At 49.9% G+C, this 17,199-nt stretch carries 14 protein-coding genes, 1 tRNA gene and 1 pseudogene; 8 read left to right on the plus strand and 8 right to left on the minus strand.

Annotation, left to right across the window (positions count from 1 at the left end; genetic code table 11):
• The first annotated feature begins 1 nt into the window (after nucleotide 1).
• The 3 genes from BOO20_RS06980 to ptsP are packed head-to-tail and all read left to right on the plus strand — an operon-like array spanning nucleotide 2 to nucleotide 3,996.
• Nucleotides 2-658: a uracil-DNA glycosylase family protein gene (locus BOO20_RS06980; protein ID WP_076791617.1), complete on the plus strand. Its 657-nt coding sequence runs from the start codon at nucleotides 2-4 to the stop codon at nucleotides 656-658.
• On the plus strand, nucleotides 655-2,181 hold the full coding sequence (dnaB, locus tag BOO20_RS06985) for a replicative DNA helicase (RefSeq protein WP_198935429.1): 1,527 nt from the start codon (nucleotides 655-657) through the stop codon (nucleotides 2,179-2,181). Before BOO20_RS06980 ends, dnaB begins: the two co-directional genes overlap by 4 nt.
• Nucleotides 2,182-2,190: 9 nt before the next feature.
• Nucleotides 2,191-3,996 carry a phosphoenolpyruvate--protein phosphotransferase gene (ptsP, locus tag BOO20_RS06990; protein ID WP_076791619.1) on the plus strand — a complete coding sequence of 602 codons (1,806 nt, stop codon included), beginning with the start codon at nucleotides 2,191-2,193 and terminating at the stop codon, nucleotides 3,994-3,996.
• Nucleotides 3,997-4,014: 18 nt separating this feature from the next.
• Here the strand turns inward: ptsP and BOO20_RS06995 are convergent, their stop codons facing one another.
• Nucleotides 4,015-6,123, minus strand: a complete 2,109-nt coding sequence (locus tag BOO20_RS06995) for a peptidylprolyl isomerase (RefSeq protein ID WP_076791620.1) — start codon at nucleotides 6,121-6,123, stop codon at nucleotides 4,015-4,017.
• 46 nt (nucleotides 6,124-6,169) lie between these two features.
• Nucleotides 6,170-6,829 (minus strand): protein-L-isoaspartate(D-aspartate) O-methyltransferase, encoded by a 660-nt coding sequence (locus BOO20_RS07000; RefSeq protein ID WP_076791670.1) that lies wholly within the window; start codon nucleotides 6,827-6,829, stop codon nucleotides 6,170-6,172.
• A 142-nt stretch (nucleotides 6,830-6,971) separates the two neighbouring features.
• Between BOO20_RS07000 and BOO20_RS07005 the strand changes: the two genes are divergently transcribed.
• Nucleotides 6,972-7,580 (plus strand): DUF123 domain-containing protein, encoded by a 609-nt coding sequence (locus BOO20_RS07005; protein WP_076791622.1) that lies wholly within the window; start codon nucleotides 6,972-6,974, stop codon nucleotides 7,578-7,580.
• A 51-nt stretch (nucleotides 7,581-7,631) separates the two neighbouring features.
• Here the strand turns inward: BOO20_RS07005 and BOO20_RS07010 are convergent, their stop codons facing one another.
• Both BOO20_RS07010 and ftsY read right to left on the minus strand, forming a co-directional pair.
• Complete coding sequence (locus BOO20_RS07010) at nucleotides 7,632-8,504, minus strand: hypothetical protein (RefSeq protein ID WP_076791623.1); 873 nt, start codon at nucleotides 8,502-8,504, stop codon at nucleotides 7,632-7,634.
• A gap of 124 nt (nucleotides 8,505-8,628) precedes the next feature.
• Nucleotides 8,629-9,582, minus strand: a complete 954-nt coding sequence (ftsY, locus tag BOO20_RS07015; protein WP_076791625.1) for a signal recognition particle-docking protein FtsY — start codon at nucleotides 9,580-9,582, stop codon at nucleotides 8,629-8,631.
• Between the two features lie 109 nt (nucleotides 9,583-9,691).
• On the opposite strand from ftsY, the gene thiL reads away from it, so the two are divergent.
• The 3 genes and pseudogenes from thiL (at nucleotide 9,692) to BOO20_RS07030 (ending at nucleotide 12,456) form a co-directional block, all read left to right on the plus strand.
• Nucleotides 9,692-10,759 (plus strand): thiamine-phosphate kinase, encoded by a 1,068-nt coding sequence (gene thiL / locus BOO20_RS07020; protein ID WP_076791626.1) that lies wholly within the window; start codon nucleotides 9,692-9,694, stop codon nucleotides 10,757-10,759.
• A gap of 112 nt (nucleotides 10,760-10,871) precedes the next feature.
• Nucleotides 10,872-10,957, plus strand: a tRNA-Leu gene (locus BOO20_RS07025).
• A gap of 125 nt (nucleotides 10,958-11,082) precedes the next feature.
• Nucleotides 11,083-12,456, plus strand: a pseudogene (locus BOO20_RS07030) (TrpB-like pyridoxal phosphate-dependent enzyme).
• 64 nt (nucleotides 12,457-12,520) lie between these two features.
• Here the strand turns inward: BOO20_RS07030 and BOO20_RS07035 are convergent.
• The gene (locus BOO20_RS07035) at nucleotides 12,521-15,058 is read right to left on the minus strand and encodes an ATP-dependent Clp protease ATP-binding subunit (protein WP_040433213.1); all 2,538 of its coding nucleotides are present in this window, start codon (nucleotides 15,056-15,058) and stop codon (nucleotides 12,521-12,523) included.
• Nucleotides 15,059-15,231: 173 nt separating this feature from the next.
• Here BOO20_RS07035 and BOO20_RS07040 point away from each other — a divergent pair, with 173 nt between their 5' ends.
• The gene (locus BOO20_RS07040; RefSeq protein WP_076791628.1) at nucleotides 15,232-15,702 is read left to right on the plus strand and encodes a hypothetical protein; all 471 of its coding nucleotides are present in this window, start codon (nucleotides 15,232-15,234) and stop codon (nucleotides 15,700-15,702) included.
• Nucleotides 15,703-15,712: 10 nt separating this feature from the next.
• Here the strand turns inward: BOO20_RS07040 and BOO20_RS07045 are convergent, their stop codons facing one another.
• The 3 genes from BOO20_RS07045 to BOO20_RS07055 all read right to left on the minus strand — a co-directional run bounded on the left by BOO20_RS07045 (nucleotide 15,713) and on the right by BOO20_RS07055 (nucleotide 17,198).
• Nucleotides 15,713-16,531 (minus strand): SDR family oxidoreductase, encoded by an 819-nt coding sequence (locus tag BOO20_RS07045; protein WP_076791629.1) that lies wholly within the window; start codon nucleotides 16,529-16,531, stop codon nucleotides 15,713-15,715.
• A 15-nt stretch (nucleotides 16,532-16,546) separates the two neighbouring features.
• Nucleotides 16,547-16,867, minus strand: coding sequence for a hypothetical protein (locus BOO20_RS07050; protein ID WP_076791631.1), 321 nt, complete (start codon nucleotides 16,865-16,867; stop codon nucleotides 16,547-16,549).
• Nucleotides 16,868-16,976: 109 nt separating this feature from the next.
• Nucleotides 16,977-17,198 (minus strand): cysteine-rich CWC family protein, encoded by a 222-nt coding sequence (locus BOO20_RS07055; RefSeq protein WP_076791632.1) that lies wholly within the window; start codon nucleotides 17,196-17,198, stop codon nucleotides 16,977-16,979.
• Nucleotide 17,199 lies beyond the last annotated feature (1 nt).

Below are 17,199 nucleotides of genomic sequence, written 5' to 3' on the forward strand. Positions count from 1 at the left end.
CATGGAAGGCCTGTTATTTGATCCTGTAGTGAGCACGCCGTCCGGCAGTGAACACCCTTCCGCTTCGGCTGCTGAACAGCTTGCGGAGCTGCAAAAAGCGGCAATGGCGTGCCGAAAGTGCCGGCTCGCCGAAACAAGGCGGAACGTTGTCGTTGGCGAAGGGAGCCCTCTTGCAAAAATTGTTGTCATCGGCGAAGCCCCCGGAGCGGAAGAGGATGCGTCGGGACGGCCTTTTGTCGGAAGATCCGGCCAGCTCCTCACAAAAATTCTGCAGGCTGTTCATTTTGAACGTGAAGAGGTCTATATCTGCAACATTCTGAAGTGCCGGCCGCCGGGAAACCGCAACCCGCTTGAGGATGAAATCGGATTCTGTCGGCCATGGCTGCAACAGCAGTTGCAGATTTTAAAGCCTAAAATCATTCTTATTCTTGGAAAGGTTGCCGCAAATACCATTCTTGAAAATAACCTCTCCATGGGAATGATGAGGGGAAAGCTGATCGAATGGAAAGGGTTTGACTGTTTTGTGACCTATCACCCGGCCGCACTGCTGCGTAACCCCAACTGGAAAAGGGCCTGCTGGGAGGATGTGCAGATGATGGAGCACCATTACAAAAAAACGGGCGGAAAAGAAACGCTTCACGACAAGGATATTGCATGATGATCAAGAAAGCAGCGGTTGCCATAGATTTTGACAAGGATATTGATTTCAGTCAGGAGAGCCGCGTTCCTCCCTATTCTACTGAAATCGAGCAGGAGGTCCTTGCCTGCATTCTGCTCGAAGATGATCCTATTGAACAGGTCATCCAGATATTCGGTGATAATGGTGAAGAGGTTTTTTATGAAAAACGTCATCAGATCATCTTCAGGGCGATGATGCAGCTCTACCATAAACGGCAGGCTATTGACATTATCACCGTCAGTGAAGAGCTGCTGAAAATGAACGAACTGGAGCCTGTCGGAGGACGGCACTATCTGGCGGAACTCTCCGGCAAAGTTATCAGCGCCGCCAATATCGAGTACTATGCCCGCCTGGCAAAGGAGAAGTATCTCTACCGGAGGATGATCTCCATATCAGCCAAGATATCCGGGGCTGCCTACAGCTCGTCAATGGATATTTTTGATCTGGTTGAACATGCTTCCCAGCAGTTTTTCAATATCTCCCAGGCGGGTATAAAAAAGAAAGCCTCACTGATAAAAGAGCTGGTGAAAAACGGCATCCGGATGCTTGAAACCCTCAGGGCATCACAATCCTCCGTCACCGGCATCGGATCGGGATTCTCTGAACTGGATCAGATGACTGCCGGATTCCAGGGCTCCGATATGATCATCATTGCCGCAAGACCATCTGCCGGTAAAACCGCGTTTGCGCTTGCCCTTGCGCGGAATGCAGCAGTCGATTTTGATACACCGGTTCTTTTTTTCAGCCTTGAAATGGCTGAGGTTCAGCTTGCCGTAAGGCTCATGTGCGCCGAAGCCTATGTTGAGTCCCAGCTTGTCAGAACCGGGCGTATAACGCCGGAAATGATGGGCAGGATCATCAACAGCATGGATAAACTCAATGAAGCGAAACTCTTTATTGACGATACACCGGGTATCTCGATTATGGAGCTTGCCGCCAAAACCCGCCGCATGAAGCAGGAGCACAATATCGGTATGCTTGTGGTCGATTACCTTCAGCTGGTCACGCCTGTACGTGACGGGAAAACAAACCGTGAACAGGAGATTGCGCAGATTTCAAGGTCGCTGAAAGCACTGGCAAAGGAGCTGAACATTCCCGTCATTGCGCTTGCCCAGCTTAACCGCTCGGTTGAACAGCGCTCGGGCGACCGTCGGCCCCAGCTCAGCGATCTCAGGGAGTCCGGCTCTATCGAACAGGATGCAGACGTTGTCATGTTCCTCTCCCGTCCGGAAATGTATGGTAAAACAACCTTCGAGGACGGCTCATCAACCAAGGATGTTGTAGAAATTGTTATAGGCAAGCAGAGAAATGGCCCGATTGGCGACATCCGTCTGCTCTTCCTGAAAAACTACGGGCGGTTTCAGTCAACGGCAAATACCTATATCACCGCCGGCGAAGCTGCTGATACATCCCATGAGCCTGAACGCTACGCGCCCTCACTGCCGGAATCCGGTAAATCCAATGCCGGAGTATTCATAAATCAGGATGAAGCACCCTTTTAACCCTCACCTATGTCAGACAATACTCACTCCCCGGACTCCGGAAAAACAGATGGAGCAAAGGAACCAGCGATCAAAAACAGCGACACAGCAGGGCAGGAAATGGAACTGTCCTATGCAGGGATCGGTGCATCCAAAGGGATAGCAATCGGAACATGCTACAGTTTTGTCAAGGAGACCGATCATCATGAGATCCAGGAACTGAAACACGGGGATATCAATGACGAGATTGAACGTTTTCTTGCCGCACTGAACCGTTCCGAGAAAGAACTGAAAAAAATTGAGCGGGTAACAACAAGAAAACTCGGTAAAGGATACTCCAACCTTTTTCAGGCCCAGATCATGATCCTGCATGATCCGGTACTTATTGATACCATCTCATCACGAATTCTCTCCGAGAGAAAACCGGCACATATGGTCATAGAGGAGGAGTTCAACCTCTATCTTGAAAAATTCAAAACTTCTGAAGAACAGATATTCCGTGAACGGGCTGACGATCTCCTCGATATAAAGGACCGGATCATCAGAAACCTTCATGTACGAAAACTGCACTCATGGATTCCTGAAGGGGTCATTGTCGCATCCTATCATCTCTCTCCTGCCGATGTGATCCTGCTCAGCCGAAGCAATGTAAAGGGATTTTTAACCGATTCAGGGGGAACAACCTCCCATATCTCCCTGATATGCAAGTCACTCAATATTCCGATGGTCGTGGGACTCGGAAACCTCTCTCACAAGGTGACAACCGGCATGCCTGTGATCCTTGATGGAACAACAGGAGTGGTAATCACCAATCCCGGTCAGGAGCGAATTGATTGGTATGAACGGAAAAAAGAGGAGGAGAAAGAGCATGAAGAGAGTGCATCACTGACCGCTACGCTGCCGGCAACAACAAAATGCGGTGTCAGAATCACCTTTTTCGCCAATATCGATTTCAAGGAGGAGCTCCAGAACCTGACGGCTTCGGGTGGGGAAGGTGTAGGGCTTTTCAGAAGCGAGAACCTCTTTACTGACGGAACCAAAGTGCCAAAGGAGTCCGAACAGTACTCCTATTATCGAGATATGGCTGAGGTGATAGCACCCATGCCTCTTGACATCCGTCTCTTTGATATCGGTGGTGACAAGCTGATCTACTCTCCGGTAAGGGAACCCAATCCTAACCTTGGATGGAGGGGCGTCAGAATACTGATTGATATGCCTGAAATACTTGATGACCAGATACGGGCAGTAATCAGGGCTAATGTCCACGGCAACATCGATATTTTAATCCCCATGATCATCTCTCTTGAAGAGATTCACCATGTCCGGAAGGTTATCGACCGCCACATCGAGGAGCTATCCAGAGAGACGGAGCAACAGATTGACAGGCCGGGAATAGGGGCAATGATTGAGGTCCCGGCAGCAGTGGAGATCATTGATGAAATCACCAGACGTGTAGATTTCATCAGCATCGGGACCAATGACCTTACCCAATACACCCTCGCTGTAGACAGGAACAATGTTGTTGTGCAGAATCTCTTTGAAAAATTCCATCCGGCAATTATTCGCCAGCTGCACCGGGTTATTGCTTCCGCCAACAGAAACCACTGCAGGGCCATGATATGTGGTGACATGGGTTCAGACCCGCTTGCCCTGCCGTTCCTGATTGGATGCGGACTCAGACGATTCAGTGTTGTGGCCTCGGATATACCGAACCTTAAATCACTGGTATCACACTACACCATTGCCGAAACCGAAGAACTTGCCGGGGAGTGCCTGACACTCGATAGTGCCCAAGCCATCAAAGCCCGCCTGGAAACCTTCCAGGCGGCTCATTGATCCAAATCCGGGGAGTGATCAGGGTCGCAAATCCTCAACTTTTGCGTTTTTGCGAACAGCAGCAAAAAATTCAGCAAACAGTTGCTCCTGTTTTGCCCGGAGCAGTTGGGGTGTTACCGTGACTTTTTCCGCTTTGGGATCCAGCCCTTCGGGAAGCGCTCTCTTCGTGAGAAGAACCAGCGCATATCCATCGGTAGTTTTCACCGGAGAGGAGAGTTTTCCAACCACCATTCCTGACATGGCTTCAACAAGAGGGCGGTCAACGCCATAACCCGGAATAAGCCCGTCACTCCACTGAATATTCTCTGCTGACACGACAGCCAATCCCTGATTTGCCGCAGCGATCTTTTCAATCGACATTCCGGCTCCCTTCGCCATAGCGAAGAGCTTTTTCTCAAGGGCGGCACCTTTCTTCTCCCTTACCAGCTCTGCCGTAATCCTGCTTTTCATATCCTGATCCAGCAGCCGGTATCCGGTATCATTCTTCTCCGTAAGACGCATGACATAGAACCCTTTTTCAGTCTCAAGCAGATCAGAAAGGTCTCCTTCGGATGCCTTAAAGGCGAAAGCCGTTACCTTATCACTGTATCCGATCTGCGCAACCGCCATATGTTTGCCAAACTCTCCGGTCTTGTCAACACGAAATTTCGCAGCAGCCGCAGTCTGGTCGAAGCCCTTCTCCTTGGCCGAGGCCTGAAAGGCAAGAGCCTGACGCCTTACACTCTCGACACTCTCCGTGGAGGGGCGGATGTTGCGGACTATCTCCGAACAGACCACCGCACTCTGGTCAAAACCGGTAACCTTGATAATATGCAATCCGAACTGTGTCTGAACTGGACCGATAACCGCACCGGGACGGGCATTGAACACTGCTGCAGCAAATTCAGGAACCATACGTTCCCTGGTGAACCATCCGATATCACCGCCATTCAGCGCACTTCCGGGATCAGCAGAATATTTCCGGGCAAGGGACTCAAACGGAACCCCTGCCTGAAGCTGTTGTGAAATCAGCAGTGAAAGCTCCCTGACTTTCTGCACTTCAGCCCGGCTGGCCGGATTAAACCTCAGAAGAATATGGGATGCCCTTGCCACTGGCTGCCGGGAGGTAGTAACCTGCTTGATTTTTATCATACGGTACTCACCCCGATCAGCTATAGGACCGACAATCGTTCCCGGCTTGAGATTTGAAGGATTAAAGAGCGTTGCTCCGGCTGCCGGTGAAAAATCGCTGCGGTTATAGGTTACATTAATCCCTGTAGGACGGTCACTCTGTACCTTAACATAGTCGCTGTCATTAACCGCTGGAGCAGAAAACTCGGCCCTGATCGATTCAAGCTCGGTTCGAACGGCAAGACTGTCTTTTGCTGAGGGAGTAAGGGGGAAAAACACAAAATCGGCTTTCCTGGAAGGCGCCTGCCGGAAAAGCTCCTTGTGATCATCATAATACTTTTTGATCTCCTCTTCCTTTACCGGAAAGTTGCTGTCAGCACCGGCAAAGCTTAAGGGAACAGGTATAAAAGAGGCAGAAAACCTTGTGAACTGCCTGTTTATAATATCGTCAACCTCTCTGCCGGTCACATGGTCCAGGGTTTGCAATGCCCTGATCAGCTTGTTGACCTTCAGCTCCTGACGGACTATCTTCTCTATCTGCAGCCATAACTCCTTGTTGCGGGGATCACGTCGTGCACTGTCGAGCTTTTTTCGATCAAGTGCTCCGGTAGCCGGATCACTGAAATTCTGACGGATCACCTGAGGCGGAGCAGAACTATCCAGAGCTTCAACCACCTCCTGATCCTGCAGGGAGATGGAGAACTTTTCAAACTGCTGTTCAAGAAGAGTCTGGTCTATAACCGTATTCCAGGCCTGCTCACGAAGCGAGAGTTCGGCTTCCGGAGTCAGTTCAGCTCCGGGATTGGCTCTTCGATAATTTGCGGTATAATTTTTGTATACCTCATCATACTCTGCCATGGAAACCGTCTTTCCATTGATCTTACCCGCCTGATTTGCCTTGGTGGTAAATCCGGTAAAATTCATCCCCCACTCAAACACAATCAGCGCAAGAAATGCCGCCATGAGCGTGTAGAGTATAATATGAGTCTTATCACGCAAGCTGGACATGAGAGCCATAGATCATCCCTTCAATTATGATGTTATTAAATATAAAAATCGTCTGTTACTGGTCATCGCCCCAGCCCTCCCTGCCGATCAGCGGCACAAAAACAAACTGCTGAAACACCTCTTTTCTGAGTTCGTCACCAACTCGCTGCACAACGGTCATCTGCTGTGACACCGTCTCTCCAACGGGTATAACCATGCAACCGTTTTCCGCCAGCTGTCTCAGCAATGGCGCAGGTTCTTCCGGAGCACCTGCAGTTACTATGATCCCGTCAAACGGAGCTTCCTCTTTCCAGCCCAGAGTGCTGTCATCATAACGACATGCAATAGGCAAACCAAGCCTTGAAAAAAGCCGTTCAGCACGCTGAAACAACTCATTGATCCGTTCAACCGTATAAACCGAATAACCAAGCGCATCAAGAATAGCCGCCTGATAACCTGATCCGGTTCCAATTTCAAGCACTTTTCCTGATGGACATCGATCAACGAGCAGAGTTGTCATATAAGCAACCGTAAACGGCTGCGAAATGGTCTGACCGAACCCGATGGGATAAGCTCCATCGTCATAGGCCAACTCCAGGGCATCCTCAGGAAAAAACAGGTGCCGCCTGACCTCCAGAAAAGCATCAAGCACCCTGTTGTTTGTTATCCCGTAGCGTTTCAGCGCCTCAACCATCTCCCTGCGCCTCTGCTCCATATGTTTTTCCGAAACCTTCATCGAAAAAAACATTGCCCCGTTAGCTTCGAAAACCCTTACTTTTCTTACTGCGTTGAAAGCATCCTGATTCACTACCGTATAATAATAACGATCACGCTGTAGTGAGTCGCTGCTAATATTGCATCAAAAACAACAAAAAACAATGTCCGTTCGCCAGTTTACCATTTTCGGCAATAAATACCGCATGGGTTCCTATATCCTCCTGATACGGCTATCCTGTTCGGTTAAGCTTGCATTCGGACGGTTTCAGTGCGGCACCCTGATCACTTTTCCCAGGGGAGAGTACCTCTACATAGGCTCAGCTTTGGGAAAAGAGGAGAGCACAGGAAGCCCGCTTGCCCGGAGAGTGATCCGCCATGCATCAAGAAGCGAAGAGAAAAAGCCCCACAAAATCCGTCCCGCCCTTTTGCAGCTCTTTTCCGGAAATGACGTTGCCGGCAACCGCAACCGTGCTCCTTCCAAAAAAAAACTCCGTTGGCATATCGATTATCTCCTTGATCTACCCGAGGCGGAAATCACCCATATCGTCATCATGCGAAGCCCGCTGAAACTCGAAGACAAACTTTCGGAACTTCTTGATTCCAGCAATGCGACATCAATAGTAGCCCCGCACCTTGGTGCCGGAGATACCCGAAACAGCACGCATCTTCTAAGGATCACCGATCAGAAACAAATTCTTGACCTTCTGAAACAGGAAATTCCGGAAATGCTGAGTTCGATAGAAGCCGGTTATACCCCTCGTCAGAAATAATAACAGTAGTGATATCAACGCAAGCCTGTCATAACAAGATCCTGTTCATTACTATTCCAAATCAGTATATCGTCCAAAATCAGCTTTATGCCCGATTCCATCCATAAAATGATCAAGATAGAGCCAATATCTGGGCGGATTATACAGGTTTTCAGGCGTCGAGTCAGGCTCAAATTTACCTTGCACTAAATCTTTACGAACAAAAAAAGCATTGGCTCCCGTTATATTTGTAGCGACAAGCACATAGCCTTTCTGTACGGCTACTTCATGAAGTGCAACCAGGCTGGAACCCATATAATCACTTCCCTGCCATACATTGTTCTGATTATAAACAGGTTTTTTTGACAACGGGGGCGGGAATTTCGCATTGTATTCAATACAAATAACCTTTGGGGAATATTCCAGCCATTCAAACAAATAAATATCGTTACCATCAATATCTATTGACAGGAAATCCAGACTGTTAATATCAACATTCAACAACTGAAAAGTTTCCCTCAATGCTTCATTGATATTGTCTTTTGTTATAAAACCAACACCTAAAACAAGGCGTTTTTGTTTCGCATTTAAAAGCGAACCGAATTTATTTTCTATCGGCAGCTTTTGCTGTACGTTACCTTCGATCCAAACGCCACGCCATCCGTTATGAATCAAGTAGAGGGTATTACATTCCAGACCATTCTCAACCCCTATTTCACAAAAAGATCCGTTAACAATCTCAAGTCTCCGGAATATTTCAAATAATATTCCGTCTTCATCGTTTTGGCTATACACCTTATACCCATAAGGCTCAAGACGATTGGGCATAGAACGTAAAGGCTCCAGAATCCTCTCAATCTCTGCACGAGACAAATAACCGGCATTTCTCCTCAACTGGTAGATTATGCTGGCTGTTGCACTTTGTAAGTCATTATTAGTAAGCATTGCATTCAGAACATTACTTTTCCGCGTTGACCTTTACTCACACAAAACAAATTCCTTTTGCAAAAAGAAATTCCGAAGTGAAACGAATACGTTATAAAACGTCTATTTTGATTGCTATCTGAAACTAATTGCGGTCACGACCCAAAAGCGCTCCGACAAACTCCGCACGATCGAACAACTGTAAATCATCAATCTTCTCGCCCACGCCGATATATTTGACAGGCAGACCAAGTTCACGGGAAATGGAGAGCACTATTCCGCCTTTTGAGGTCCCGTCAAGTTTGGTAACAACAAGTCCGGTTACCTTGACAAACTTTGTAAACTCCCGGGCCTGCTGCACCGCATTCTGACCGGTTGTACCGTCAAGCACAAGAAGCACCTCATGAGGCGCCTCGGGAATTTTCTTTTTGGCCACCCTCATGATCTTGGCCAGCTCCTCCATGAGATGGCTTTTGTTGTGCAACCGTCCTGCGGTATCGACAAGTACCACATCAGCATGTCGCGCAACCGCTGCGCTGACTGCATCATAGACCACCGACGCAGGATCGGAACCATGCCCTTGACCAATCATTGGAACGCCTGCCCTGTCCGCCCATATCTGAAGCTGTTCATATGCTGCGGCGCGGAAGGTATCGGCTGCCGCTATAATCACTTTTTTACCTGCTTTATCATAATTGTGGGCCAGTTTGGCAACACTGGTAGTCTTTCCGGCACCATTCACCCCGACAATTAAAATTACATAGGGTTTGGCCGACAGCGGAGCATCAAACTCTATCGGGTGATCCAGCCCGCTCTCCTGAAGCATATGCTGAATCTCCTCCATCAGCATGTTGTTGAGCTCCCCTTCCGAGCGATAGGTCTCCTCTTTTGCCCTCTCCGTTATGGCGTCAACGATACCGAGTGTTGTTTCCACTCCGACATCGGCAGCAACAAGAATGGTTTCAAGCTCTTCAAGGAACTCCTCATCTATCTCCGTTTTCCCCTGTGTGATAACCGAAAGCTTTTCCCTGAGGGTTTCACGGGTTTTTCCGAGCCCTTCCGTCAGTTTTGATAATTTGAACTTGTCAAAAAAACCCATAAAAAGAAGATATTGTCTCTGTTATTGAAAGAGTAGGGAACCGGCCGGGCTGTTGACAACGCAACGATCCCCGGAATGGTTCAGAGTGAATTTTAATTTACGTAAAAATATGCCATATAAAGCCATCAGAGAGATCGGGGAGTTCGGTCTGATCGACAAAATTGCCGCCCTCGCAGAACCAACCCTTCAAGCTGTACCTGAACTGCTGAAAGGCATCGGTGATGACTGTGCAATCTATCAACCCTCCGGAAAGCTCCTTCAGGTCGCAACAACCGATCTGCTTGTCGATCAGGTACACTTCGATCTATTGACAACACCGCTTAAACATCTTGGAAGCAAAGCCATAAGCGTCAATGTCTCCGATATCTGCGCCATGAATGCCTTTCCCCGCTTCGCGCTTGTCTCCATTGCCATCCCTCCCTCATTTTCAACAGAGATGGTTGAAGAGCTCTACAAGGGCATGAGCCATGCGGCAAAAGAGTATGGCCTTGCCATCGCCGGCGGCGACACCTCTGCATCCCGATCGGGGCTGATCATCTCCGTTACGATAATGGGGGAGGTGGAACCGGAAAAGCTCACAAAAAGAAACGGAGCCAAACCCGGAGAGCTGATCTGCGTTACCGGCTCACTCGGGGGTGCCGCTGCCGGCCTCAAGCTCCTCATGCGTGAAAAAGCCATCATGCTTGACCATTTTGAAAACAATGAGCCCTATAACAAAAGTGTTATGGCCGACCTGAAGGAGTACAGCGAAGCCATACAGTGCCAGCTGCTCCCCACGGCCCGTCTCGATATCGTAAGATTCCTGCACTCCAGAAACATCCGGCCGACGTCGATGATCGATATTTCCGACGGTCTCTCTTCAGAGCTGCACCACATCTGCCGCCAGTCAAACACCGGAGCCCTGATTCATGAAAGCCGGATACCCATAAGTGCATCAACACGCAGGGTAGCCGATGAACTGCAGGACGATGCCATCACATGGGCACTGACAGGAGGAGAGGAGTATCAGCTGCTCTTCACCATCCCGAAAGAGGAGTACGAACTCATTGATGACTACAAGGAGATATCGGTTATCGGTGAAGTTACCGATCCGGATTCAGGTGTGTTCCTTTCAGATATTTACGGCATGAGGATTGATCTTGCCTCGATCAGGGGATTCGATCATTTTGGCCGGTGAGCGGCTGCTTTTCCGAAGCAAAAAGTGGCGTGAACGGGGCGATTTATTTTTTTGGGAAACCCTGTGAAGATAGTAAATTACCCGACCTGTCCGGTACCCCGGTACCCGGCCGGCCGAAGTGGCGGAACTGGTAGACGCCCGGGACTTAAAATCCCGTGTTCAGCAATGGACGTGCGGGTTCGATTCCCGCCTTCGGCACTTGTGCAGCAGTGCAGCTGCCATGTAATTCATTCAGGAAACCGTTTCCCGGTTTTATGGTATGACCCTCGCTATCCATTACACTCACCCTTGCAGTACTACTTCACCCTAAATTCAGAGTAATCATGAGTTCTGAACCCACGAAGATCCTGCTGACCGAAGATGAAATGCCCCGACAGTGGTACAATATTCAGGCAGATCTCCCTTCACCGCTCCCTCCGCCACTTGGTACTGACGGCACCCCGATAGGACCGGATGCCCTGGCAAAAGTTTTCCCCATGAACCTGATTGAGCAGGAGGTGAGCACTGAACGCTGGATTGACATCCCCGATGAGGTGCAATCCATTCTGAAGCTCTGGCGCCCTTCGCCGCTCTACCGGGCAAAACGGCTTGAAGCCGCACTCGGGACTCCGGCAAAGATCTACTATAAAAACGAAGGTGTCTCTCCGGCAGGAAGCCACAAGCCGAACACGGCTGTAGCCCAGGCATGGTAAAACAAACAGTTCGGCATCAAACATCTTATCACGGAGACCGGAGCCGGCCAGTGGGGAAGCGCGCTTGCCATGAGCTGCAAACTTATCGGTATCGACTGCAAGGTCTTCATGGTCAGAATAAGCTTCGACCAGAAGCCCTTCCGCAAAATCATGATGCGAACCTGGGGAGCGGACTGCATTGCCAGTCCAAGCAACCAGACTGCGATAGGGCGAAAGATACTCTCTGAAATGCCTGATACCCCCGGCAGTCTTGCCATTGCCATCAGCGAGGCAATCGAACAGGCTGTGGAGCGTGACGATACCCGCTATGCTCTCGGCAGCGTACTGAACCATGTCATGCTGCACCAGACCATTATCGGCCTTGAAGCACGCAAACAGCTTGAGAAGGTGAACCTCTACCCGGATATTGTCATCGGATGTGCCGGAGGTGGATCAAATTTTGCCGGTATCAGCTTCCCCTTTATCTGCGACAAGATCCATGGAAAAGAGGTCCAGATCATTGCTACAGAACCGGAAGCATGCCCTACACTCACCAGAGGACCCTATATCTATGACTCGGGTGATGTCGCAAAAATGACCCCGTTACTCCCCATGCACAGCCTTGGCCATGGGTTTATTCCTCCTGCCATTCATGCCGGCGGATTGCGATACCATGGCATGGCCCCGCTGGTCAGCCATGTCAAACAGCTCGGACTGATCGATGCCACATCAATCGGCCAGACGGAGTGTTATGAGGCCGCACTGCTCTTCGCCCATACCGAAGGGTTCATCCCTGCACCGGAAACATCACATGCCATCGCGCAGACCATACGCGAAGCCAAAAAGGCAAAAGAGGAGGGAAAAGAGAAGGTGATTCTCATGAACTGGTCCGGCCATGGCCTTATGGACCTCCAGGGATATGAGGCATTCCTCTCCGGCAAACTCAGCGACTACCCTCTGCCCGAAGAGCTTCTTCAACGCTCTCTTGCCGCAGTCAAAGACCACCCGGCAGCACCGCAGATGTAGCCATAAAAAAACCCCCGGAGTCCGGGGTTTTTTTTATGCATGACAATCAAGCTGTTTTTGCTTCTCACGCCTCTTTTTCACGCTTGGCTTTTTTAGCAGGTGCCGCGCCATCAAGAAACCGCAGTTCATTCTCCTTTTCGTCAAACGAGATCCTGATGGTACTGCCCTCCGTAAACCGCCCTTTAAGCATCTCCTCGGCAAGCGGGTCTTCCACATATTTCTGCAGCGCCCGTTTGAGCGGACGGGCACCATACTTCTGGTCATAACCCTTGTCAACAAGAAACTCCTTGGCTTTCTCATCAATCTCCACCTCGATACCCATCTCGCGAATCCGCTTGAAGAGCTTGCCGGCAGTGATATCAATGATCTTGAAGATATGCTGCTTTTCGAGCGGGTGAAAAACGACAATATCATCAATACGATTCAGAAACTCGGGATTGAAGACCCGTTTAAGGGCGTCCTCAATGGTGGACTTCATCGCCTTGTAACTTCCTGTTGAATCATCAGGCGCAGTAAAGCCCATACCCGCACCGGCGCCAAAACTCTTGATATCCTTGGCTCCGATATTGGAGGTCATGATGATGATGGTATTGCGGAAATCCACTTTCCGGCCAAGTCCGTCGGTCAGAACCCCCTCATCAAGCACCTGAAGCAGGATGTTGAACACATCGGGATGCGCTTTCTCGATCTCATCAATGAGCACCACAGAGTAGGGCTTGCGGCGAACCTTTTCAGTAAGCTGCCCCCCCTCTTCATAACCGACATATCCGGGAGGTGCACCGACAAGCCTGCTGACCGAAAACTTCTCCATGTACTCGCTCATATCAGCCCTGATCATGGCATCCTCGGTATCGAAGATATAGCGGGTCAGTGCCTTGGCAAGCTCGGTCTTGCCGACACCGGTAGGACCGAGAAAAATAAAGGAGCCGATCGGACGGGAAGGATCTTTCAGTCCGGCACGGGTACGCTGAATAGCCTTGGTGATCTTTTTGATCGCCTCATCCTGCCCTATCACCTCTTTGGTAAGATCCGCCTCCATGGAGAGCAGTTTCTTGGACTCGGATTGAGCTACCCGATCCACAGGAATACCGGTCATCATGGCAATAACGGAGGTGATATCAGCTTCGGTAACATCGTACACACTTTCTGAAGCCCTCTCCTCCCACTCCTGTTTGGCCCGGTCAAGCGACTCAAGCAGATTCTTCTCCTTGTCGCGAAGCCGTGCGGCCTCCTCGAAGTTCTGCATCTTCACAACCTGATTTTTTTCGGTCTTGATCTCCTCAATGGATTTCTCAAGCTCAAGAATCTCAACAGGAACGTGAATGTTGCTCAGATGAACACGGGCTCCGGCCTCATCCATCACATCAATTGCCTTGTCAGGCAGAAAACGGTCGGTGATATAGCGCTCGGAAAGCTTGACCGCCTTCTCAATCGCATCCCCCGAATAGTTTACATGGTGGTGTGACTCATATTTCGACTTGATGTTGTTGAGAATCTGGATGGTCTCATCAACAGAGGTCGGCTCAACCATGATCTTCTGAAACCTCCGGTCAAGCGCGCCGTCTTTTTCGATATACTGACGATACTCGTCAAGCGTGGTTGCTCCTATACACTGCAATTCGCCGCGGGCAAGAGCCGGCTTGAAAATATTGCTCGCATCAAGCGAACCCGAAGCACCGCCTGCACCGATAATGGTATGCAGCTCATCAATAAAGAGAATCACATCGCGTGAACGCTCAAGCTCGTTCATAAGCGCCTTCATTCTCTCCTCAAACTGCCCCCTGTATTTCGTGCCGGCAACAAGCGCTGCAAGATCAAGCGCAACAACACGCTTGTCATAGAGAACCCTTGATACCTTGCGTTGCACAATCTTGAGGGCAAGGCCTTCGGCAATAGCCGTCTTGCCGACACCGGGCTCACCGATCAGCACAGGGTTGTTCTTTTTGCGGCGGCTCAGAACCTGGGCAACACGTTCTATCTCCTTTTCACGGCCGATAATGGGATCCAGCTTGTCATCAAGCGCGAGCCGGGTGATATCACGGCCGAAATTGTCGAGAACCGGGGTCTTCGTTCGCTCCCCTTTGCGCTGTTCCGGCTTTTTTTGCTGACGTTCGCCGCTTCCTGAAGAGAAGGCTCCCTCCATCGGCGGCTCATCCGAATCGCCCGAACTGCTTGAGATATTCATAAGCTCATCCTTGACAAGATCGTAGGTCACGCCAAACTGTTCAAGAATCTGGGCGGCAATATTATCATCCCCTTTAAGAATGGAGAGAAGCAGATGCTCCGTGCCGATAATATTCGACTTGAAAATTTTGGCTTCAAGGTAGGTGATTTTAAGCACCTTCTCCGCCTGCTTGGTCAAAGGCACGTTCCCCATAAGGGTCGCCGGAACTTTCGGATGCGTACTCTCCTCAATTTTCTGCTTGAGGCTGAAAAGATCTATCTTGAGATTCTTCAGTATTCTGGCTCCTATACCTTCTCCTTCGCGTATGAGACCAAGAAGAAGATGTTCGGTACCGATATAATCATGTCCTAACCGGAGGGCTTCCTCCCGGCTGAGACGGATAACATCCTGAACTCTATTTGAAAAATTTCCTTCCATTATGTATGTATCGGTAAAATTATTATGGGTACCCTTTCTCATCATCTCCCTGCATGGAGAGGGTAAAAATCTGTGTATTAAATAATTATATAAAGATCGCGAGTTAAAACCAATTCCATAAAGAGAGAAAACTCTGACGGCCGGTAAAAGGTTCGCTCAATCCCTGACAAGCCATGAATGTTCAATACATCCTTCTTGACGACAGCAATCCGCAACACCGTGAACTCTCCATCTACCGAACCGGTACCATAAACCGGGTAAGGCTTGAGGATACAGCCTACAAAGCCTACAGCTCACTGGAGATCGGAGCACACGACTATGCAGCTTTTTTTCACTACGCTGCTGCCGAAGCGCTGAACGCTCTTCCCTTCTTTTCGGAAAGCGGAAACGGGCTTGACAGCTGGGATGAATCCTTTCTGCACAACAGCAGCCTGAACGAAATGAAGCGGATAATCGGGGAGTGCAGAGCAGAAATAAACCCTGAAAAAAATGAAACGATCCTGCTCGGATGGCAGGATCAGCCCATAGGTGTAGCCTATATGCGGAATATTGACGCCGCGAAATTTATTGCCTTTCTCGACACCCTCATGCAGTTTGTCGAAGAGACAGAAGCGGAAGAGTGCGACCTTGAATTCATCCTCTGAAATCAGGGCACTAAAAAAGAGCCGGATCGGGATGAAGATATGTATAGCCCAGTGCATTCACCAGCTTGTCACTGTTGACCAGCTTGAATGGGGCCGGCTCATCAGAAGCCCCGACTGGAGGCAGTGTCATTCCCGAAACAGCCGCCGCTTTGCTGTAGTACTCCTTTCTTGAAGGATGAACCGGAGAGCAGGCGTTGAACACCTCTCCCCACTGCTGCAGACGGATGATCTCCGAGATGATCTTCACGCAATCGTCCTGATGAATGAGGTTCATCGGCTGATCGGGATTCGAAATCTCTTTCATGCTGCCAAGATACTTTTCCGGACTGCGGTCGTAGCCGACAAGACCGCCAAAACGAACAACCGTGGTCTGAAACCCCCTCTCCTGCATCAGCATCTCCTCAACAAGAAGCAAAGCCTCTCCGGCAAGGCTCTCCGGAGTTCCTGCATCCTCTTCGGTAACCTCCCGGTTGAGCGACGCATAGACGGAGGTGGAACTGACAAAGAGCACCGAGCAAACCTGTGACTGGCCGAGCGCGTCTATCAGTGAGGAAAACTGCGCGATATGATACTCAATAATATCATCACGACGCTCGGGCGGAATGTTGATGACGAGAATATCACTCTGCAGAAAATCGGCAATCTCCTCACCATTCACCTCCCGGTCAACCTCCACGAGATAGGGTTCGATGCCTGCATCGCGAAGCTGTTCAAGGTTCTCCTCTCTTCTGGTTGACCCCTTGACGGCGTAGCCCTCCTTGATAAGCGCTTTGGCAAGCGGCAGCCCGAGCCAGCCGCACCCGAGTATGGTAATGGTTTCCTTTTGCATGGCACTGTTTTGCGGTTACTGTTTCAATGACCTAATGTACAGGATCAGGGAGTGCATAGCAACTGAATTCACATCAAGTTTTGTGCCCTGCAGCGGACCGGCAATACAGGTGTTGATCTGCCCGGAAAGATTGGGGTGTTTCCAGCCCTTTTCGAGCCCCGACCCTTTCGGATGGCAGGAGTTACAGCTTTTACCGGAAGTTGCACCCGCAAGCGTAACGGAATTGAACAACTCCCTTCCTTTTTCAACAGAAGGCCTTTCGGCGGCAGGAACTCCACAGGAAAACGCGGAAACACTCAACATGCCGGCCAGTGCAGATGCTATAACACGCTTCATCACTCTCCTCCCTGGGTTAAAACTCCATTGCATTATTATAAACTGAAACCTCGCGCTACACCAAGCAGAAAAAGGTGCTGAAAGTTTGCCTGAATGCACAAAAAGCGCACTAAAGCTTTTCACCCGCATTCGCTTTCTCTGTCAGCCGGTCAAGACAGTTGCTGCAGACGCATCTCTCGTATCGTTCAGCAAGATACTCCCGCACTTCAGCCGGAACCTTCCTTGTACTGCACCAGCAGGTTGAGGCACGTGTACAGGTAAAAGCTTTACCGCACATCGGGCAGGTTACCACTTCCGGGGTGCCGCTCTCATGTTCAATTGCATGGGACATC

The organism is Chlorobium sp. KB01, from assembly GCF_001975465.1.
Taxonomy (GTDB): Bacteria; Bacteroidota; Chlorobiia; order Chlorobiales; family Chlorobiaceae; genus Chlorobium.

Coding starts and splice junctions, on each gene's coding strand:
- BOO20_RS06980 (WP_076791617.1), top strand. CDS start 2: ATGGAAGGCCTGTTATTTGATCCTGTAGTGAGCACGCCGTCCGGCAGT.
- dnaB (WP_198935429.1), top strand. CDS start 655: ATGATGATCAAGAAAGCAGCGGTTGCCATAGATTTTGACAAGGATATT.
- ptsP (WP_076791619.1), top strand. CDS start 2,191: ATGTCAGACAATACTCACTCCCCGGACTCCGGAAAAACAGATGGAGCA.
- BOO20_RS06995 (WP_076791620.1), bottom strand. CDS start 6,123: ATGGCTCTCATGTCCAGCTTGCGTGATAAGACTCATATTATACTCTAC.
- BOO20_RS07000 (WP_076791670.1), bottom strand. CDS start 6,829: ATGAAGGTTTCGGAAAAACATATGGAGCAGAGGCGCAGGGAGATGGTT.
- BOO20_RS07005 (WP_076791622.1), top strand. CDS start 6,972: ATGTCCGTTCGCCAGTTTACCATTTTCGGCAATAAATACCGCATGGGT.
- BOO20_RS07010 (WP_076791623.1), bottom strand. CDS start 8,504: ATGCTTACTAATAATGACTTACAAAGTGCAACAGCCAGCATAATCTAC.
- ftsY (WP_076791625.1), bottom strand. CDS start 9,582: ATGGGTTTTTTTGACAAGTTCAAATTATCAAAACTGACGGAAGGGCTC.
- thiL (WP_076791626.1), top strand. CDS start 9,692: ATGCCATATAAAGCCATCAGAGAGATCGGGGAGTTCGGTCTGATCGAC.
- BOO20_RS07035 (WP_040433213.1), bottom strand. CDS start 15,058: ATGGAAGGAAATTTTTCAAATAGAGTTCAGGATGTTATCCGTCTCAGC.
- BOO20_RS07040 (WP_076791628.1), top strand. CDS start 15,232: ATGAATGTTCAATACATCCTTCTTGACGACAGCAATCCGCAACACCGT.
- BOO20_RS07045 (WP_076791629.1), bottom strand. CDS start 16,531: ATGCAAAAGGAAACCATTACCATACTCGGGTGCGGCTGGCTCGGGCTG.
- BOO20_RS07050 (WP_076791631.1), bottom strand. CDS start 16,867: ATGAAGCGTGTTATAGCATCTGCACTGGCCGGCATGTTGAGTGTTTCC.
- BOO20_RS07055 (WP_076791632.1), bottom strand. CDS start 17,198: ATGTCCCATGCAATTGAACATGAGAGCGGCACCCCGGAAGTGGTAACC.